15 protein-coding genes and 1 other RNA gene are annotated in these 18,822 nt (G+C 67.4%); 8 read left to right on the top strand and 8 right to left on the bottom strand.

Annotation, left to right across the window (positions count from 1 at the left end; translation table 11 throughout):
• Window positions 1-54 precede the first annotated feature (54 nt).
• Complete coding sequence (locus LGM89_RS31395) at window positions 55-5,316, bottom strand: autotransporter outer membrane beta-barrel domain-containing protein (RefSeq protein WP_226275025.1); 5,262 nt, start codon at window positions 5,314-5,316, stop codon at window positions 55-57.
• Window positions 5,317-5,952: 636 nt separating this feature from the next.
• Complete coding sequence (locus tag LGM89_RS31390) at window positions 5,953-6,864, bottom strand: class II glutamine amidotransferase (protein ID WP_089494096.1); 912 nt, start codon at window positions 6,862-6,864, stop codon at window positions 5,953-5,955.
• A gap of 205 nt (window positions 6,865-7,069) precedes the next feature.
• Here LGM89_RS31390 and pyrC point away from each other — a divergent pair, with 205 nt between their 5' ends.
• Window positions 7,070-8,134 carry a dihydroorotase gene (gene pyrC / locus LGM89_RS31385; protein ID WP_011350953.1) on the top strand — a complete coding sequence of 355 codons (1,065 nt, stop codon included), beginning with the start codon at window positions 7,070-7,072 and terminating at the stop codon, window positions 8,132-8,134.
• 68 nt (window positions 8,135-8,202) lie between these two features.
• Window positions 8,203-8,614: RNase P RNA component class A (rnpB, locus tag LGM89_RS31380), an RNA gene on the top strand.
• Window positions 8,615-8,684: 70 nt separating this feature from the next.
• Here rnpB and LGM89_RS31375 read toward each other — a convergent pair.
• Complete coding sequence (locus tag LGM89_RS31375; protein ID WP_172625585.1) at window positions 8,685-9,149, bottom strand: OsmC family protein; 465 nt, start codon at window positions 9,147-9,149, stop codon at window positions 8,685-8,687.
• Window positions 9,150-9,584: 435 nt separating this feature from the next.
• On the bottom strand, window positions 9,585-9,893 hold the full coding sequence (locus LGM89_RS31370) for a DUF1090 family protein (protein WP_089494097.1): 309 nt from the start codon (window positions 9,891-9,893) through the stop codon (window positions 9,585-9,587).
• Between the two features lie 311 nt (window positions 9,894-10,204).
• On the opposite strand from LGM89_RS31370, the gene rplM reads away from it, so the two are divergent.
• The 3 genes from rplM to erpA all read left to right on the top strand — a co-directional run bounded on the left by rplM (window position 10,205) and on the right by erpA (window position 11,627).
• On the top strand, window positions 10,205-10,633 hold the full coding sequence (gene rplM / locus LGM89_RS31365) for a 50S ribosomal protein L13 (RefSeq protein WP_009687896.1): 429 nt from the start codon (window positions 10,205-10,207) through the stop codon (window positions 10,631-10,633).
• Window positions 10,634-10,644: 11 nt separating this feature from the next.
• Entirely contained in the window at window positions 10,645-11,037 is a 393-nt protein-coding gene (rpsI, locus tag LGM89_RS31360) for a 30S ribosomal protein S9 (RefSeq protein ID WP_011883283.1), read from the top strand.
• A gap of 218 nt (window positions 11,038-11,255) precedes the next feature.
• On the top strand, window positions 11,256-11,627 hold the full coding sequence (gene erpA, locus LGM89_RS31355) for an iron-sulfur cluster insertion protein ErpA (protein WP_011350956.1): 372 nt from the start codon (window positions 11,256-11,258) through the stop codon (window positions 11,625-11,627).
• Window positions 11,628-11,740: 113 nt separating this feature from the next.
• On the opposite strand, the gene LGM89_RS31350 is transcribed toward erpA, so the two are convergent.
• Complete coding sequence (locus tag LGM89_RS31350) at window positions 11,741-12,889, bottom strand: anhydro-N-acetylmuramic acid kinase (protein ID WP_226275018.1); 1,149 nt, start codon at window positions 12,887-12,889, stop codon at window positions 11,741-11,743.
• A 143-nt stretch (window positions 12,890-13,032) separates the two neighbouring features.
• Here LGM89_RS31350 and tyrS point away from each other — a divergent pair, with 143 nt between their 5' ends.
• Genes tyrS through LGM89_RS31335 form a run of 3 tightly spaced genes read left to right on the top strand, consistent with a single transcriptional unit; the run spans window position 13,033 to window position 15,415 of the window.
• Window positions 13,033-14,274: a tyrosine--tRNA ligase gene (gene tyrS / locus LGM89_RS31345; RefSeq protein WP_089424500.1), complete on the top strand. Its 1,242-nt coding sequence runs from the start codon at window positions 13,033-13,035 to the stop codon at window positions 14,272-14,274.
• Complete coding sequence (gene dtd / locus LGM89_RS31340; protein ID WP_089494099.1) at window positions 14,271-14,729, top strand: D-aminoacyl-tRNA deacylase; 459 nt, start codon at window positions 14,271-14,273, stop codon at window positions 14,727-14,729. Before tyrS ends, dtd begins: the two co-directional genes overlap by 4 nt.
• A 23-nt stretch (window positions 14,730-14,752) precedes the next feature.
• The gene (locus tag LGM89_RS31335; protein ID WP_089494100.1) at window positions 14,753-15,415 is read left to right on the top strand and encodes a histidine phosphatase family protein; all 663 of its coding nucleotides are present in this window, start codon (window positions 14,753-14,755) and stop codon (window positions 15,413-15,415) included.
• Between the two features lie 59 nt (window positions 15,416-15,474).
• Here LGM89_RS31335 and LGM89_RS31330 read toward each other — a convergent pair whose 3' ends face one another.
• The 3 genes from LGM89_RS31330 to ruvB all read right to left on the bottom strand — a co-directional run bounded on the left by LGM89_RS31330 (window position 15,475) and on the right by ruvB (window position 18,801).
• Entirely contained in the window at window positions 15,475-16,611 is a 1,137-nt protein-coding gene (locus tag LGM89_RS31330) for a ParB/Srx family N-terminal domain-containing protein (protein WP_413227489.1), read from the bottom strand.
• Window positions 16,612-16,753: 142 nt separating this feature from the next.
• Window positions 16,754-17,707: an oxygenase MpaB family protein gene (locus tag LGM89_RS31325; RefSeq protein ID WP_089494101.1), complete on the bottom strand. Its 954-nt coding sequence runs from the start codon at window positions 17,705-17,707 to the stop codon at window positions 16,754-16,756.
• Window positions 17,708-17,730: 23 nt separating this feature from the next.
• Complete coding sequence (gene ruvB, locus LGM89_RS31320; RefSeq protein ID WP_089494102.1) at window positions 17,731-18,801, bottom strand: Holliday junction branch migration DNA helicase RuvB; 1,071 nt, start codon at window positions 18,799-18,801, stop codon at window positions 17,731-17,733.
• Between the last annotated feature and the right edge of the window lie 21 nt (window positions 18,802-18,822).

Below are 18,822 nucleotides of genomic sequence, written 5' to 3'. Positions count from 1 at the left end.
CGGCCGAGCGCCGGGCGGTTTTTTTTCGTCCGCGCGTGACGCGGGTGAGCGCCGTTACCAGCTGTAGCGGTAGCCGACCTGCCCGACGATGCCGCGCCGGTAGTCGCCGCCGATGTTGCGCGCGATCTTCGCGTTCGCGTACAGCTCGCCCGACTTGCCGAAGCCCGCGGTCACGCCGACGCCGAGTTCGTACCACGTGCGGCCGAGATGCGTCGCGAACGGCGTGCCGCCGACGACGGTCTGGCCCGGCGACAGGAAGTCGTGCAGCACGTCGGCCGTGAAGTACGGCGTGGCAGCGCCGCCGCCCGAATCCGACTGGAGGTTCGGTCGGAAGATGCGCACGCCGACGCGGCCGCGTAGCGCGTTCGTCGTCGTACCCGATACCGCCGAGACGTTGTCGTTGAACCCGTTCAGCTTCAGGTACTGGTACATCAGCTGCGCCTGCGGCTCGACCGCGACCGGCAGCGCACCGATCGCGAACGGCTTGCCGACTTCCTGCGACAGCGCGATGCCGAAGCCGTTCTGCGACGCCTCGTTGCCATAGCTGTCGCGGTAGCGGTTGCCGTAGTGCGTGACCTGCCCGACGCTGTCGAAGTACGTGCCGTCGGACAGGTACTTCGTCCAGTAGCCGCCGATGCTCTGCGCATGCATCTCGACCGACCCCGTCGACGTCGACAGGTTGGCCGTGTCGGCGCGCGCCATGTCGCTGAAGCTCGCGTTCGACACGCCGACGCTGGCCGTCACGCCCGCATGCGTGCTGCCGCCGCCGTTCGGTGCCTGGTCGAGCGTCCAGTCCTTGCCGAACTGCGCGAAGAACGTCCGCTCGTCGGCCGCGAAGCGTCCCGCGTTCGCGTCGAGGCTCTGGCCGCCGATCCGTCCCCACACGCCGTCGCGATTGCCCGGCTGCTGCTTTTCGAGGTTGTAGATGTCGCCGACGCGCTCGTGCAGCTTGCCGAGCGTGGAGAAGCCGTAGTCGGCGTTGAGCAGCGGCGTGAGGGCATAGCCCGAGACCCCGGGGCGATACGCGAGCGTGCCGCCGTTGCCATTCCCGTTGTTGCCGCCGTCACCGCCGCCGGACGGGTGGATCGGGTCGCCGGGGTCCGACGGATCGAGTTGCGACCGCAGGTACCAGCCGTTCGCGTCGGCTTGCCCGCCGCGATAGAGCCGGTATTCGTACGCGCCCGCCTGCACGGGGCCCGCGAGCTGGAACGCCGATGCGGTGGTCGTGCCGCCGTTGGCCGTGACGACCACCGGAATCCCGTCGCCCTTCGTCTGCGCGCCGGTGCCGGCCGTGTTGGCGATCTTCAGGCCCGTCGTGCCGCTCGCGGCGCCGCCGTTCACGATCACCCGATCGGTCGGCGAGGCGTCGGCGCCGAGGAACGTGTTGAGCGCGATCGTGCCGCCGTTGCCGACGTAGCTGCCGGTCGTCAGCGTCTTGTAGCTGCCCGCGAGCGTCGGCGAACCGGTCGGTGCGGAGAATGCGACGAGGCCCGCGTTGTTCAGGCTGCTCAGCACCGAGCTGCCCGTCATGCGCCACGTGCTGGTGTTGTCGACGGTCAGTGCGACCGGATCGATCTTGCCGGTCAGCGTCGTGCCGTTCGCGAGGAACACGTTGCCGGTGCTCGACGTGTCGGAGACGATGTCGCCGGCCAGATTCACGGCCGATGCGGTGAAGGTGGCGTGGCTGCCGTTCGACAGGTCGAGCAGCGTGCCGTTGCCGGCCGTCACGACCGTGCCGTTGCGCACGGCGATGTCGGCCGTGCCGCCGCGCACGGCGAAGGCCGGCCCGGTGGCGGACGTGACGCTGCCGCCATCGACGAGCACCGAGCTCGTCGCGCCGTTTGCGAGCGTATCGGACGTCAGCACGCCGGCCGTCGCACCTTTGAGCGTCGTGCCGGTCAACGCGAGCACGCCGCCGCTGTCGGCGGTGGCGCCGGTGCCGGCGGTGCTGGCGATCGTCGAGCCCGTATCGCCGATGCGGCCGCCGTTTTGCGCGACGAGGCCGTCGGACGTCGCGCCCGACGCGGTGATCTTCGCGCCCGACAGCAGCGCGGTCGCGCCGCCGGTCGTCACGATCGCGGCCGAACCCGCGCCGGTCGTCGCGACGGTCGTACCGTTGGCCGCCAGCGTCGAATCCGCCCCCGACACGAAGAAGCCACGCGCGTTGTCGCCGGTGGTCCGGACGACGGTCGCCGCATCGGTCGCGATGTGCGCGCCGGCCCCCGTCGACGACAGGCCGTCGGCGCCACTGCCGGTCGTGCCGATCTGCGTGCCGGCCAGCGCGACCGTCGCGTTCGTCCCCTGGTTGTCGATCCCCTTGCCCGAGCCGCCGACCGCGATCGATGTCGCGCCGGCCGCGAGCCCGCCGCCCGTGACGGTCGAGTCGATCAGCACGCCGTCGGCGCTGCCGTTCGAGATCACGGTGCCGGCGCCCGACAGCGCGACCGATGCGCCGGTGCCCGTCAGGTGGACGCCCGCGATGCCGTCGTCGGCTTCGATCGAACCGGCGTTGGCGAGCGTCGCCGATGCACCCTGCACGAGCGCGCCGGTGCCGTTGGATACGCGGATCGTCGACGCGTTGTTCACCGTGCCGAGCGCGCCGATCACGACGCCGGTCGAGCCGGCGCCCGTCAGCAGCACCGTGTCGCGGTTCTCGAGCGTGCCGAGGTTCTGCGCGACGAAGCCGGTCACGCCGGCCGTCGATGACGTGACGGCGGCGTGGTTGGTGAGCGTCGTCGCGACCGGTGCGCCGGCATTGGCGCCGGCGAGATCGTGCGCCTGGCCGTCGACGACGCCGGCGATCGCACCGGCCGCGTTCAGGTTGATCGTCGCGCCCGCGTCGATCGTGCCTTGCGCACCGCCTTCGACCGCGATCGCGATGCCGTTCGCGCCGTTGACGTTGTAGATCGCGTTGCCGGTCGACAGCACGGTGCCGGCGTCGGTCGCGAGCACGCCGTGCGCACGCTGGCCGTTGACGTCGGTCGTCAGCGCGCCGGCCGTCGACGTGCCCGTGTAGGCTGCGCCGCCCGCGACGCGGAACAGCGTCGAATCGTCGGTGTCGACGCTGAGGTGCTGCGCGGCGACGTTGATCTTCGAGCCCGCGCCATACGCGTAGAAGCCGATCTGGTTGGTGCCCGACATGAAGGCCGGCACGGCGTTTGCGCCGACGTTGATCGTCGCGCCCGAGCGTGCATGCACGCCGATCGCGCCGGCGCCCGTCAGGTTGAGCGCGCCGTTGAGCGTGGCCGTGGCGCTCGGCCCTTCGGCCCACACGCCGTAGTTGCGCGTGCCGGAGGCCGGATCGAGGCCGCCCGCGACGTCGATCGTGCCGCTCGACAGCGCGGACGTTGCCTGCGCACCGGTGCCGACCACCATGATGCCGATGCCGTTGACGCCGTTCAGCGTGATGGTGCCGGTGTTGGTCACGGTCGCCGCCGTGTCGGCCGCGAGCATGCCGACGTTGGCGAGCGGCGTGCCGGACGCCGCGCCGTTGACGACGATCGCGCCCGCGTTGGTCAGCGTGCCGGACGCCGAGCCGATGCTCGCCAGCGCGGCGCCGTTCTGCGTCTGCGAGCCGATCACGATCGTGCCGAGGTTGCTCGCGGTGCCGGAATTGCCGAGCAGGATGCCGTAAGCGTGCGCGGCGAGTGCGACGTCGCTTGCCGTTCCGCCGGGCGTGTACTGCGCCGAGCGGCCGAGGGTGATCGTGCCGCCCGCTTCGTTCGTGAAGCTGCCGCCATCGACGAGGCCGCCGATCACCTGGCTGTCGAGCGTCGTCGCATTGACGCCGACGTTGATCGTGCCGGCGTTCGATGCCGTCGCACCGCCTGTTACGGCGACCGCGTAGTTCTGCAGGTCCGGCCGGTTGCCGTCGAGCGTCCATGCGCCGACGTTCATCACGCCGTGGTTGACGAACGACGTGCCCGTGCCGTTCGCAAATACGCCGTTGCCTTCGGTGTACGCGTGGTAGTTGAAGTTGTTCGGCGGCGTGCTGCCGCTCGTGTCGAAGTCGTCGCCGGACGCGTACCCGGACGAGATCACGCCGTTGTTGACGCCGCTTGCGCCGCTCAGCAGGCGCACCAGCGTGAAGTCGCCCGACAGGCGCCCGTCGTTGATGAAGTGCGCGCCGTTTTCCGCGAGGACGGCCGAGCTCGAGTCGATCGTGTTGACGCCGCGGAAGTCGATCTGGCCGTCCTTGCCGATCTGCAGTGTCGCGTTCGCGCCCGTACCGTGCATCGCCGACAGGAAACCGATCGGCAGCGTGTTCTTGTCGCCCGGGGACACGTTGTTCTGATACTGGAAGGATTGCTGCGAGAACGTGACGGCCTGGCTGAACGCACTGTCGTAGGCGGCCTGCGAACCGAGCGCGCCGCTTTGCACCGAGCGCACGAGAAAGTCGTTGTACGCGGCGAGCGATGCGGCGTCGGTGACCTTCCACGTGCTGCCGTCGAATGCGGTGAAGGTGCCCGCGTAGGCCGGCACGTCGAGCTGACGGCTGCCGATGGCGCCGCCGTCCGCCAGGTAGTCGCCGGTGGTGAACCGGATCTGGTTGCGTGAGTTCCAGGTGACGGTGCTTTTCGCGGCGCCCGTGCCGTCCGCGAAGGTCAGGTCGGTCTGCTTCGCGGCCATCTCGATCGCGTTGCCGGCTGCATCGGGCGCGTTCGCCGCATTGCCGATCGACACGTTGAGCGTGCCGCCGGTGGCGGCGACGGTGCCGATGCGCGCGTTCACATACTGATCGCCGTTCACGTCGTGGTAGACGGGTACCGCGGTCGTGCCGGCCGTCGACGCGGCGAACGCGGACGAGTCGTAGGTCGCGACCGACGTGTGGGTGCCGGTGATCGAGTCGGGTGTGCTGACGCTGCGCGTCTTGCCGCCGAGCGACAGCAGCGGCTGGTTCGGGTTGCCCGACACGATGGTCGTGCTGCCGATCGGCGTAAGCGTGTAGCCCGGGTCGCCGCCGGCGCCGGTCCATGCGCCCGACACGCCGACGGTGTCGCCACCCGAGACGGTGGCGGAGCCTGCCAGGTTGTCGTTGACGATCGGGCTGAAACTGCCGGGCGCGCAGGTGCCGCCGCTCGCGACGGCCGCGCCGCTGCCGCACGTCGATGCATACGCGGAGCCGGCCGACAGCGCGGCCAGCGCGGCGCCGACTGCCGCGATGCGAAGCGATGCCCGGTGCGTCGCCGCGGGCGCGGCGCGGCGGCTCGTGCCGGATGCGCCGCCCGAACGCTTGCCGCGCGCCCGTGCGGTTTCCGCGGCCGCAATCCAGCAGCCGGTGGCCTCGTTCCATATCGATCGAAATGAATGATTCACGACAAGCCCCTATCTCTTGTTTTGATGTGGTTTTCACCATGGCGCAGTGAAATCGCAATCCGCGGTGGAGAATGGCGTGTAATGGGGGCGGCGGCCGTGGCCGTTTCTCCGCGAATCGCAATTCGTTACACCGAGGATGGGGCGGAGTCTATTGGCCGTGCGGGCGATGGATTGTCGGGAAGCTAACAAATGCGGCAATCATGTCGATTTCATCCGGTATTTCAGGATTGTGTGATGAATCGAACTGAAAGCCTTATCGGGTAAGGGGCGGGTGGATTCTGGCGATGTGAGTCAGCGATTGCCGGCTCGGTAAGGTGGCGCACGTTTTACGCCAGACCGGTGCGTTAAAATGCCTCCGCCCGGATTATATGCTTGCCCGAAGTATATTATTTCTCGCCTTTTAATTTCTTTCGTTTGAAAATAAATTAAATCAAACGAATATGGTATGGCGGCGCTTCGATATGCCGGACTTTAGTCCCGATGAAGGGAGATCGGTGCGGGGAGGGCCATTTACGCCGATAGCGAACGTCGCCGGATCGCGTGCGTACCAAGTCACCGCCGCGATCCGACGCGGCGCGCCGCCGACTTGCCGCACAGCGGCGAAAACGTGAAGGGAAGAGGGCGCGGGCGCCGGGCTCAGAAGTCGATCGCGTCGTCGGAATCGACTTCGGCGGCGGCGGCGAGCACCTCGCGCGTGTCGCGCGGCGCCGATGCCGACGCGTCGAGCGACGGATTGCGCAACTTCTCGAGCACGCGTTCCGGCACCGGGATCCGCATCCGCGCGGCGACGTCGCCGCACTGGAACATGATCAGCTCGCCCGGCTCGAACGCGGTCCAGACTTCGTTGTCGGTGAGCGGCTGCGTCGCGATCACCGCGACGCGATCCTCGGGCGTCGTGTATTTCGCGAAGTCGATCGACAGATCTTCGTCGACGAGGTGCGCGGTCGAGAACGGCCAGCGCCGTACGAGGTAGTGCAGCCGCGTCGAGCAATGCGCGAACAGCGCCTGGCCGTTCGACATCAGGAAGTTGAACACGCCGTGATCGGTGATGCCGCGCGTCAGCTCGCCGACGCGCTCGAACAGTTCGGGCAACGGCGGCTGCGCGCCGGGGAACGCTTCACGCAGCCCCTGCATCAGCACGCAGAACGCCTGTTCGCTGTCGGTCGTGCCGACCGGATGGTAGACGCTGCCGTCCATGTCCGGTGCGTAGTCCTGCAGGTCGCCGTTGTGCGCGAAGATCCAGTGGCGGCCCCACAGCTCGCGCATGAACGGATGGCTGTTCTCGAGCAGGATGTGGCCTTGCGTCGCCTTGCGGATGTGCGCGATCGTGTTCTTGGACTTGATCGGGTAGCGCTTCACCATTTCGGCGATCGGCGACGTGGCCGAGGCTTGGTGATCGATGAACAGGCGGCAGGCCTTGTCTTCGAAGAACGCGATGCCCCAGCCGTCGGCATGGTGATCGGTGAGCCCGCCCCGGGCCGCGAAACCTGTGAAGGAGAATGTGACGTCCGTCGGCGCGGCGCAGTTCATTCCTAAGAGTTGGCACATTTTACTTGGGGCGGCAGGCTGAGGCGGGGGGTAACGAACCGGGCGAACCCCGGTACAATGCGGCTTCTAGCATATCACCGAGCCCTGAGCGGTAAAAAGCGGATTCCGCCGGCCGAAGGCCCCGTGTTGCGGTTTGCCGTCAGTCGGCCCGCGCACGCGCGTTCCGGCCCCGCCGATGGCCAGCCCGTTCCTCACGACGCCTCCTATGACTGCCTCGAACGCTTCCTCCCCGGCGACGCTCTCGCTCGCCCGTCCCGACGACTGGCACCTTCACCTGCGCGACGGCGACATGCTGGCCGCCGTGCTGCCGCACACCGCGCGTCAGTTCGGCCGCGCGATCGTCATGCCGAACCTGAAGCCGCCGGTGACGACCACCGCGCAGGCGCAGGCCTATCGCGAGCGCATCCTGGCCGCGCTGCCGGCCGGAATGACGTTCGAACCGCTGATGACGCTGTACCTGACCGACAACACGCCGCCCGACGAGATCCGCCGCGCACGCGAAAGCGGCTTCGTGCACGGCGTGAAGCTGTATCCGGCGGGCGCGACGACGAATTCCGACCACGGCGTCACCGATCTCGCGAAATGCGCGAAGACGCTCGAGGCGATGCAGGAAACCGGCATGCCGCTGCTCGTGCACGGCGAGGTGACCGATGCGTCGATCGACCTGTTCGACCGCGAGAAGGTCTTCATCGACCGCGTGATGACGCCGCTGCGCCGCGATTTCCCGGGCCTGAAGGTCGTGTTCGAGCACATCACGACGAAGGACGCGGCAGACTACGTGCGCGACGCCGACGCGGCGCCCGGCCTGCTCGGCGCGACGATCACCGCGCATCACCTGCTGTACAACCGCAACGCGCTGTTCGTCGGCGGGATTCGCCCGCATTACTACTGCCTGCCGGTGCTGAAACGCGAGACGCATCGCGTCGCGCTGGTCGAGGCCGCGACGTCGGGCAACCCGCGCTTTTTCCTCGGCACCGACAGCGCACCGCACGCGCGCGACGCGAAGGAAACCGCGTGCGGCTGCGCGGGCTGCTACACGGCGCTGCACGCGCTCGAACTGTATGCGGAAGCGTTCGACACCGCCGGCGCGCTCGACAAGCTGGAAGGCTTCGCGAGCTTCTTCGGCGCCGATTTCTACGGGCTGCCGCGCAGCGCCGAGACGGTCACGCTGCGTCGCGAGGCATGGGAACTGCCGCGCGAGATCTTCGCGGGCGATACGCCCGTCGTGCCGCTGCGCGGCGGCGAGACGATCGGCTGGAAGCTGGCGTAAGCTACCGCGCCGTCGCGCGAACCCGGCCCCATGCGCCCCGCGGCGCGCAGTGCTAGAATGCGCGTCGCAAAGCAGGCCAGGCAGTCGCGGCCTCGCCGCCTTCGGGCGCGCGGGGGCGAGGAAAGTCCGGACTCCACAGGGCAGGGTGATGGCTAACGGCCATCCGTGGCGACACGCGGAACAGGGCAACAGAAAGCAAACCGCCGATGGCCCGGCGCAAGTCGGGATCAGGTAAGGGTGAAACGGTGCGGTAAGAGCGCACCGCGGCGACGGCGACGTTCGCCGGCACGGTAACCTCCACCCGGAGCAATTCCAAGTAGGCAGGCGCGCATTTTCGGATGCAGGACGGGGCCCCCGTCTCGTCTGCGGGTAGGAAGCTTGAGCGCGTCAGCAATGGCGCGCCTAGAGGAATGGCTGCCACGCGTTGCGTGCTTCGGCGCGCAGCGTGCACAGAATCCGGCTTATCGGCCTGCTTTGCGGTTCGAATGCGAAAGGGCCGGCGTCTCCCCGCGGAGCGCCGGCCCTTTTTTCATGCGCGCTCGCCGTGCGTTCAGCCGGCGACGATGTCGAACGAATGCGTGAGTTCGGCCGTCTTCGCGATCATGATCGACGCGGAGCAATACTTGTCGTGCGACAGGTTGATCGCGCGTTCGACCGTGGACGGGTTCAGGTTGCGCCCGGTGACGGTGAAGTGGAAGTGCACCTTCGTGAACACCTTCGGATCTTCGCTCGCGCGCTCGGCCTTCAGCGTGACCGAGCAGCCGCTCACTTCCTGGCGGCTCTTCTTCAAGATCAGCACGACGTCATAGGCCGTGCAGCCGCCGGTGCCGAGCAGCACCATTTCCATCGGGCGCGGCGCGAGGTTGTGGCCGCCGCCTTCGGGCGCGCCATCCATCGTGACGAGGTGGCCGCTGCCGGTCTCTGCGGAAAACGCCATGCCGTCCTGGCCCATCCAGCTTACTTTGCATTCCATGCTTGCACTCCAGCGTTGCCTGATTCGGATTCGATCCGGCATTGTAGCCCGCTGCGCAACGGACGGCTGATGCGCTGCACGACGCGCAATGCCGGCGCCACGCGAGCGGCCCGCCCGACGGCCACTTCCCGGTCGGATTTAGGGGTTTCGCTCTAGAAGCGGGGCGTTTTCGAGCCTGCCAGACAGGATCAGGTGATTGATTTCAAAGGGGAAAATGGAATTTTCAAACGCGACATGAAATATTCCGCATTATGGTGTTTGATTTCGTAATGCAAATTTTCTTGTGAAGTCGGCGACGCGTTCGTATAATGAGCCTCATTGGTTGTCGCGCTGCGGCAACCTCCGAATGTCTCCTCCACCCTCCTCCTATGGTGGATTAAGCCCGAACCAGCCGTTCGGGCTTTTTTTCGTCCCATGCAAACATCGGCGCGCGGCTTGCGCGCCCCGGCATCCCGGCATCCCGGCATCCCGGCATCGTTACGCAGGCTGCTTTGCGTCCGACTGTGACGTCGCGCCGCCGGACGGCGTGCCGGGTGAGCGTGCATCAGGTGCCGGCACGTGGACGGCCGACGCGTGGCCGTGCCCGCGTGCGCAGAAGTGGCGGACGCGTTCGCGCACCGCGCGCAGGCGGGCGACGCGATCCTCGGCATGGGCGGCGCGGGCTTCGGTAATGCGGGTATCGAGTGCGTCGAGCTTGGCTTCGCAGTCGGTGCGGGCGGCGACGGCAGGCGCCGCGGCGGCCAGCAGTGCGGCCGCAAGGAAGGGCGTAAGTCGTTGATTCATCATGCTTGTTTGTTGTTTTCCAGATTCGGCCGGTCTGGCGCGGGATGGTCATGTGCCGCGCGTCGATGGGTGCCTCCCCGGGCGCTCGGTTCGCCTGGCTTGTCGGGGCACGAACGGATTTTGGCCCATTTCGGCCGCCGTGGACACGGGGAGTGGATTCCCTTTGACCGCGTTGCCGTATTTCCTTTATAATTCAGGGCTTTTCCGCATTCATGCCCACGGAAAAAGAACAGGGAGAGCCTGCACCGCGCCTCGAAGCGCACACAGACAAGCAGGAAGAACACATCGGGCTAAGCAATTTTTTTGGATCGATCATGAAGACGTTTTCCGCAAAAGCCCATGAGGTGACGCGCGAATGGTACGTGATTGACGCGACGGATAAGGTTCTCGGCCGTGTTGCCAGCGAAGTGGCACGCCGTCTGCGCGGCAAGCACAAGCCTGAGTTCACCCCGCACGTCGACACTGGTGATTTCATCATCATCATCAACGCAAGCAAGTTGAAGGTCACGGGCAACAAGACTCTGGACAAGAAGTACTACCGTCACTCGGGCTACCCGGGCGGTATCTATGAAACGACGTTCGGCAAGATGCAAGAACGCTTCCCGGGCCGCGCGCTCGAGAAAGCGGTCAAGGGCATGCTGCCGAAGGGCCCGCTCGGCTACGCGATGATCAAGAAGCTGAAGGTCTACGCTGAAGCTACGCATCCGCATTCGGCGCAACAGCCGAAGGCGCTCGAGATCTAAGGGGAGCCCACATGATCGGTAACTGGAACTACGGTACGGGCCGCCGCAAGAGCGCAGTCGCACGTGTCTTCATCAAGGCTGGCAAGGGCGACATCATCGTCAACGGCAAGCCCATCGCTGACTACTTCTCGCGCGAAACGTCGCTGATGATCGTGCGTCAACCGCTGGAACTCACGAACCACGGCCAGACGTTCGACATCAAGGTCAACGTCAACGGCGGCGGCGAAACGGGTCAGGCAGGTGCAGTGCGCCACGGCATCACCCGTGCACTGATCGACTACGATGCGACGCTGAAGCCGTCGCTGTCGAACGCAGGCTTCGTCACGCGCGATGCACGTGAAGTCGAGCGTAAGAAGGTTGGTCTGCGCAAGGCACGTCGCGCAAAGCAGTTCTCGAAGCGTTAATTCCGCTTCATGGCCTCGCCGCCCCCGGGCGGCGTCCGCCGGAAAAACCGCCAGCGTTCGCGCTGGCGGTTTTTTTATGTCCGCTTCCAGGCGCGTGCTGCCGCGGCCCGCGCGGGCGAGTTTGATGAAATCGACAAGAACCTATTGATTTCATGGACTTCAGCACGATCTTCTGATCGGCCCTACAATAGCGGCTAAAGCTTTTTGGAGAGTTCGCAATGAACGCTGTTACCGAATCCGCAGCAACGACGGCCGAAATGCCGGTTCCGTTCGTCTTCACCGACGCCGCAGCCGACAAGGTCAAGCAACTGATCGACGAAGAGGGCAATCCCGACCTGAAGCTGCGCGTGTTCGTGCAGGGCGGCGGCTGCTCCGGCTTCCAGTATGGCTTCACGTTCGACGAGGAAGTCAACGAGGACGACACCGTGATGAACAAGAACGGCGTCCAGCTCCTGATCGACTCGATGAGCTACCAGTACCTGGTCGGCGCCGAGATCGACTATAAGGACGACCTCAACGGCGCCCAGTTCGTGATCAAGAACCCGAACGCGAGCACCACCTGCGGGTGCGGCTCGTCGTTCTCGGTCTGAGCACACGGCAGATCCGATCCGGTTCGCCGGAATAAAAAACGGGGCTTCATGCCCCGTTTTTTTATACCCGTTCGCATTGGCGATGCGGCGCGCGCCGTGCGGCAGGCGCCGCGTCAGCGCGGATAGAGCGCGCCCAGCACGCGATTGCCGGCTGAGCCCGTGACCGTCGCGAGATTGCCGGGCTGGCGCGCGGTGAAGCGGTACGCGAGCCACGCGAAGGCGAGCGCCTCGACCTGCTGCGGCGGCACGCCGAGCGCGGCCGTCGTATCGACCGTGGCCGGCACGCCGGCCTCGCGCAGTGCGTTCCGGAGCGCGTCGAGCAGCACCGGATTGCGTGCGCCGCCGCCGCAGACGAACACGGCCTTGCAGCCCGCTGCGTGCTGCGCGATCTCGCGCGCGACCGACACGGCCGTGAGCGCGGTAAGGGTCGCTTGCACGTCCTCCGGCGTGACCTGCGCGAACGCGATGAGCTTCGCGTCGAGCCATGCGGGATTGAACAGGTCGCGCCCGGTGCTTTTCGGCGGCGGTGCGGCGAAATACGGCTCGTCGAGCAGCGCATCGAGCAGCGGCGCGTGGACGGTGCCGCGCGCGGCGAACTTGCCGCCCTCGTCGTACGGCTTGCCTAGATGGCGGGTCGCCCATTCGTCGAGCAGCGCATTCGCAGGGCCGCAGTCGAAGCCGCGCACGTCGCCGCCTTCGCCGGGCAGGATCGTGATGTTGCTGATCCCGCCGAGATTGCAGACGACGCGCGTTTCGCCCGGCGCGCCGAACACCGTCGCATGGAAGGCCGGCGCGAGCGGCGCGCCATGGCCGCCCGCGGCGACGTCGCGGCTGCGGAAATCGGCGATCACGTCGAGCTGGGTCAGCTCGGCCAGCAGCGCCGGGTTGTTGATCTGCCGCGTATAGCCGCGCTCGGGGCGATGGCGCACGGTCTGGCCGTGCACGCCGATCGCGCGGATCTCGTCGCGCGACAGCCCGGCCGTGCGCTGCAATTCATGGCAGCACACCGCATAGCGCGCGACCAGCGCGTTCGCCGCGAGCGATTCGCGGTCGATTTCATTGTCGCCGGGCTGCTGCAGCGCGAACAGCGCGTCGCGCAGCGATTGCGCGAAGCCGACGAACGCTTCCGCGAGCACGACCGGCGCACGGCCGGCCTCGAAACGCACGGCGACGCCATCGACGCCGTCCATGCTGGTTCCCGACATCAGCCCGAAGTAGATGCCGTCGGCCGGATGGGCATTTTGCGGCTGTCGTTGCGGCACGTTGGGTTCTCCTGGATCGTGCGGCGCGGGCCGGTGCCGCGCGCCTTGCGCCCGATTATCCGCGCAACGTGACGCGCCGTTAAGCGATGGGCGCGCAAGTTATGGGAAAATCCCTGTTTTTGCGACATTTCCTCCTGGCACCGATGAGCACCGAACCCAGTTCCAAGCCTGTTTTCCCGATCACCGACGAAGTCCGGCATGCGCTCGCCGTCACGAAGCGCGGCGTCGACGAGCTGCTGGTCGAGGAAGAGTTCGCGCAGAAGCTCGCGCGCAGCGCGGCGACGGGCACGCCGCTTCGCATCAAGCTCGGCCTCGACCCGACCGCGCCTGACATCCACATCGGCCATACGGTCGTGCTGAACAAGATGCGTCAGCTGCAGGACCTCGGCCACACGGTCATCTTCCTGATCGGCGATTTCACGTCGCTGATCGGCGACCCGTCGGGCCGCAACGCGACGCGCCCGCCGCTCACGCGCGAACAGATCGAATCGAACGCGAAGACCTACTTCGAGCAGGCCGCGCTCGTGCTCGACCGCGACAAGACCGAAATCCGCTACAACAGCGAATGGTCGATGCCGCTCGGCGCGGACGGGATGATCAAGCTCGCGTCGCGCTACACGGTCGCGCGGATCCTCGAGCGCGAGGATTTCACGAAGCGCTTCCAGGGCGGCGTGCCGATCTCGATCCACGAATTCCTGTACCCGCTGATGCAGGGCTACGACTCGGTCGCGCTGAACGCCGACCTCGAGCTCGGCGGCACCGACCAGAAATTCAACCTGCTGGTCGGCCGGGAACTGCAGAAGCAGTACGGCCAGGAACAGCAGTGCATTCTCACGATGCCGCTGCTCGAAGGCCTCGACGGCGTCGAGAAGATGTCGAAGTCGAAGGGCAACTACGTCGGCATCAGCGAGCAGCCGAACGACATGTTCGGCAAGCTGATGAGCATCTCGGACACGCTGATGTGGCGTTACTTCGAGCTGCTGTCGTTCCGTCCGATGGACGAGATCGACGGCTTCAAGCGCGAGATCGAAGGCGGCCGCAACCCGCGCGACTTCAAGGTGCTGCTCGCGCAGGAAATCGTCGCGCGCTTCCACTCGCAGGCCGACGCCGAGCGTGCGCTCGAGGACTTCAACCACCGCGCGAAGGGCGGTGTGCCGGACGACATTCCGTCGGTCACGCTCGCGGGCGCGCCGCTCGCGATCGGCCAGCTGCTGAAGCAGGCCGGCCTCGTGCCGTCGACGAGCGAGGCGCTGCGCAACATCGAGCAGGGCGGCGTGAAGATCGATGGCGCGACCGTGTCGGACAAGGGCCTGAAGGTCGACGCCGGCGAGTTCGTCGTGCAGGTCGGCAAGCGCCGCTTCGCACGCGTCACGCTGACCGCATGATCGCGCTGATCCAGCGCGTGAAGCGCGCCGACGTGCGCGTCGGCGACCGCACGACGGGCGAGATCGGCGCGGGGCTGCTCGCGCTGGTCTGCGCGGAGCGCGGCGACACCGACGCAGCGGCCGACAAGCTGCTCGCGAAGATGCTCGGCTACCGCGTGTTCAGCGACGCCGCCGGCAAGATGAACCTGCCGGTGTCGAATATCGACGGTGAGGGCCGCGCAGGTGGCCTGCTGCTCGTGTCGCAGTTCACGCTGGCGGCCGATACCAACAGCGGGCTGCGTCCGAGCTTCACGCCGGCCGCGCCGCCCGACGAAGGCGCGCGGCTGTTCAACTATTTCGTGGCGGCCGCGCGGGTGCGCCATCCGGTCGTCGAGACGGGCGAGTTCGGCGCCGACATGCAGGTGTCGCTCGTCAACGACGGCCCCGTGACCTTCTGGCTGCAAGTGCGGCCCTGATTCTTCCCCGGAGACACGCCGCGATGGCCACCACGCAGATTCTTTTCATCCGCCATGGCGAGACGGCCTGGAATCGCATCAAGCGCATCCAGGGTCATATCGACATCCCGCTGGCCGAAACGGGCCTCGAGCAGGCACAAAAGCTGGCCGCACGGCTCGCGCGCGACGCGCGTGACGGTGCACGGCTCGACGCGATCTATTCGAGCGACCTGATGCGTGCGCGGCAGACCGCGCAGCCGTTCGCCGACGCGCTCGGGCTTGCGCCGCGGCTGCGGGAAGGGCTGCGCGAACGCTCGTACGGCCAGTTTCAGGGGCACGACAGCGCCGAGATCGAGACGCTGTTCCCCGACGCGTACGCGGCCTGGCAGACGCGCGACCCCGGCTTCGCGCCGGAGGGCGGCGAGTCGCAGCGCGAGTTCTATCATCGCGTGCTGCATGCGCTCGAACCGATCGTCGCCGAGCATCCGGGTGGCCGGATCGCGTGCGTCGCGCATGGCGGCGTGCTCGACTGCGTCTATCGTTTCGCGAACGGCATCGAGCTGTCGGCGCCGCGCAATTATCAGTTGCTCAACACGAGCATCAACGTCGTCGATTACGTCGATGGCCGCGCGCAGGTCGTGCAGTGGGCCGACGTGTCGCACCTGGACGCCACGAGCGACGACGACGGGTACCGCAAGGTGCTCTGAGCCAGCAGGCCCACCCGGCATCGCCGGCCGGGACTTCCTTCCTGCGTGGTGCCGGCTGCTTACTGCGGCAGCGCGTGGCGCGTCTTGTAGTCGAGCGCGTACGCGATCTTGCCGGGCTTGTCCGCCGTGATCGGCTGGCGCAGCTTGTCGAATTCCCCCTTGTTGTATTTCTTCCCGCCGTTGATCGTGTCCGCGCGCCCGAGGTCGGCGCCCGTCTTGCCGTCGATCACCGGGTCCGTGGCCGCGACCATGCGCGTCGACGCATTCCAGACCGCGTTCAGATAGCCGGTGTCGGCCTTTGCCGGATCCGGGTCGGTCGTGCCGGCGCGCGTCAGGTCATAGCCGGCGAGCGCGAACGTGCCCGGTTGCGCGCGCAGCCAGTCGGCCCAGTAGAACTCGAGATAGTCGGTGGCTTGTGCGGGCTTGCTGTAGCCGATGTCGCGCGTGAAATAGACGAGCGAGCGGTAGCGGTCGTTCGTCATCCCGAGTTTCAGGCCGAGCCCGGTCGGCAGTTGCGCGGTCGTGATCGCCTTGCCTTCTCCGTTCTTGAGGCGCAGATAGCCGCGGCTCTGCATCTGCTGCCAGAACGCGTCGCCCGAGTAGTCGCTGAGGTTGTCCTTGACGACGACGTGCACGTGCAGCGCCGGGCCACCGTCGGGCGTCTCGTAGTAGGCCGACAGGCCGTGGTGGCCGTCGGTCAGGTACAGCGCATCGCCGTTCGGGCCGATCACGACCGGGTTCAGCACCGAGCGGTCGCGGGCGTTCGCGTCGGTCGTCGTGCATGTGTAGCTCGCGGGTTCGCGCAGCGTCGACTTGGCCGTGTAGCCGCTCGACGCGACGCCGCCGAGGCCTTCGTCCGCGCAGAAGTCGTCGAATTTCTTGTCGGGCTGCAGTTCGTAGCGGCCCAGCTTGTAATAGATCTGGTCGTAGCCGATCGCGCCTTGCGTCGGATGGAGGTCGCCGAGCGTCACGTCGATCAGGTCGCCCGCGCGCGCGGCCTTCCACTTGCCCGGTCGCGGCGTGACGGTGGCGGGCGGCGTGGGGGCAGGCGTGGTCGGGGTGCCTCCGGACGGCGTTTGCGCGTCCGAACGAGCGATGGCAGTGACATCGTCGCCCCCGCAGGCGGTGAGGGCGAAGACGGTGGACAGGCTGGCGGCAAGGGCGAAACGGATCGGCAGGCGTGGCATCGCGGGCATCGGGTGTCGGTCGGGTGGGCGGGACACCGCGCGGGTCACGGCAAGCGGGACGTACGGCACGTGCGACCGTGCGCGGGTGCAAGCCCGTCAGCTTGTCACAGATATTTGACAGTAAATTGAAATGATAAGAAGAAGCGAATCGTCAGGCAGGCGGGGTGCCGTCGGGCGGCGTCGCTGTGGCGCGGCGGCGCGCACGTTTTGATGCGCCGTTCACGAGCGCCCAGCGCAGCACGGGCGCGACGACCCGGATACCCGGCCGGACCAGCGCACGGCGCAGCGGCGCGAACGCCGACACGCCGAGCATGCGTTGCGCCCACGGCGGCAGCAGGTCGATGCCTGCATGCATCACCAGCGACGCGGCCGGCCGCAGCGCGGGCTTCGCGACCGGCACGTTCAGCAGGATGGACATCACGTCGAACGTGCGCGGCCCGGCCTCGAGCTCGGGCTGCATGCGCGCGAGATAGGCGGCCACCTCGGCACGCGAACGGGGCACCTCGTGTGCGCCGAGCAGCTCGGCGACCAATGCCGTTTCGGCGTAGTAGCGGTCCTGCAACGCGCCCGGCAGCGCGGGATTCACATAGCGCAGGTGCGCGGCGAGGAAACTCGACACTTCCGCGACATGCACCCAGGTCAGCAACGCCGGATCGTCGGCGCGGTATGGGCGGCCGTCCGGCGCGGTGCCCGAGATGTGCGCGTGGATCGATTTCACGCGTTCGATCAGCGCAAGTGCGTCCGCGCGACTGCCGAACGTCGTACCGGTGATGAACGTGGCGGTGCGTCGCAAGCGGCCGAGGATGTCGGTGCGGAACGACGAGTGATCCCAGACGCCTGCGAGCGCGAGCGGGTGGAGCGCCTGCAGCAGCAGCGCCGCGATGCCGCCCGTCATCATCGACGTGAAGTCGGCATGCACACGCCAGCAGACGGCCTCGGGACCGAACAGCCCCGGGTCTCCCGGCGGTGAAGAGAGGTCGAGTGACGGGCCGCCGCCGCCCACGGTCAGGTGCGTGACGCCGGCCACGAGCCGCTTGCGGATCGGCTCGGCCCAGCGCGGGCCCGGTGCGGGGGCGGCGGGGCGGGAGCTGGGTGGCGTCGTCATGGCGGGGCGGCTCGGGCGACGGGTTACTTCCCGTCGGGGATATCCCACTCGCCGCGTTCGGTGCGGCCGGTGTCGGGCACGGAAAGCCCGAAGTGGCGATACGTGAGCAGCGTCGCGACGCGCCCGCGCGGCGTGCGCTGCAGGAAGCCCTGCTGGATCAGGTACGGCTCGAGTACGTCCTCGATCGTGTCGCGCTCTTCGCCGATCGCCGCCGCGAGGTTGTCGATGCCGACCGGGCCGCCGTCGAACTTGTACAGGATCGCCTCGAGCAGCTTGCGGTCCATCAGGTCGAAGCCGACCGGATCGACGTCGAGCATCGCGAGCGCGGCATCGGCGACGGCCGCGGTGATCTGGCCGTCGGCCTTCACTTCCGCGAAGTCACGCACGCGGCGCAGGAGCCGGTTCGCGATCCGCGGCGTGCCGCGCGAACGCTTCGCGATTTCGAGCGCGCCGTTCGGATCGATCTGCGCGTTCAGCAGCGATGCCGAACGCCGCACGATGCGCGACAGTTGATCGGCATCGTAGAACTCGAGGCGTGCGACGATCCCGAAACGATCGCGCAGCGGGTTGGTCAGCATCCCGGCGCGGGTGGTGGCGCCGACCAGCGTGAACGGCTGCAGGTCGAGCTTCACGCTGCGCGCGGCCGGGCCTTCGCCGATCATGATGTCGATCTGGTAATCCTCGAGTGCCGGATACAGGATTTCCTCGACGACCGGCGACAGCCGGTGGATCTCGTCGATGAACAGCACGTCGTTCGCTTCGAGGTTCGTCAGCAGCGCGGCGAGATCGCCCGCGCGCTCGAGCACGGGGCCCGACGTCTGGCGCAGGTTCACGCCCATCTCCCGCGCGATGATGTGCGCGAGCGTCGTCTTGCCGAGGCCCGGCGGCCCGAACAGCAGCACGTGGTCGAGCGGCTCGGAGCGGCGCTTGGCGGCTTCGATGAAGATCTCGAGCTGGCCGCGCACCTTTTCCTGGCCGACGTAGTCGTCGAGCTGGCGCGGCCGCAGCGCACGTTCGAACACCTCCTCGTGCGACGAGGCGGGCGTGGCGGCGATGATCCGCTGCTCGGTGGCGAGTTTGTCGGTTTCAATCATGCGGCCATTGTACCGCGCGCC

This window comes from Burkholderia sp. AU31624 (assembly GCF_020420065.1).
GTDB lineage: Bacteria > Pseudomonadota > Gammaproteobacteria > Burkholderiales > Burkholderiaceae > Burkholderia.
This window is presented reverse-complemented; position numbering and strand designations above follow the sequence as displayed.

Coding starts and splice junctions, on each gene's coding strand:
- LGM89_RS31390 (WP_089494096.1), bottom strand. CDS start 6,864: ATGTGCCAACTCTTAGGAATGAACTGCGCCGCGCCGACGGACGTCACA.
- pyrC (WP_011350953.1), top strand. CDS start 7,070: ATGACTGCCTCGAACGCTTCCTCCCCGGCGACGCTCTCGCTCGCCCGT.
- LGM89_RS31375 (WP_172625585.1), bottom strand. CDS start 9,149: ATGCCGGATCGAATCCGAATCAGGCAACGCTGGAGTGCAAGCATGGAA.
- LGM89_RS31370 (WP_089494097.1), bottom strand. CDS start 9,893: ATGATGAATCAACGACTTACGCCCTTCCTTGCGGCCGCACTGCTGGCC.
- rplM (WP_009687896.1), top strand. CDS start 10,205: ATGAAGACGTTTTCCGCAAAAGCCCATGAGGTGACGCGCGAATGGTAC.
- rpsI (WP_011883283.1), top strand. CDS start 10,645: ATGATCGGTAACTGGAACTACGGTACGGGCCGCCGCAAGAGCGCAGTC.
- erpA (WP_011350956.1), top strand. CDS start 11,256: ATGAACGCTGTTACCGAATCCGCAGCAACGACGGCCGAAATGCCGGTT.
- tyrS (WP_089424500.1), top strand. CDS start 13,033: ATGAGCACCGAACCCAGTTCCAAGCCTGTTTTCCCGATCACCGACGAA.
- dtd (WP_089494099.1), top strand. CDS start 14,271: ATGATCGCGCTGATCCAGCGCGTGAAGCGCGCCGACGTGCGCGTCGGC.
- LGM89_RS31335 (WP_089494100.1), top strand. CDS start 14,753: ATGGCCACCACGCAGATTCTTTTCATCCGCCATGGCGAGACGGCCTGG.
- LGM89_RS31330 (WP_413227489.1), bottom strand. CDS start 16,611: ATGCCCGCGATGCCACGCCTGCCGATCCGTTTCGCCCTTGCCGCCAGC.
- LGM89_RS31325 (WP_089494101.1), bottom strand. CDS start 17,707: ATGACGACGCCACCCAGCTCCCGCCCCGCCGCCCCCGCACCGGGCCCG.
- ruvB (WP_089494102.1), bottom strand. CDS start 18,801: ATGATTGAAACCGACAAACTCGCCACCGAGCAGCGGATCATCGCCGCC.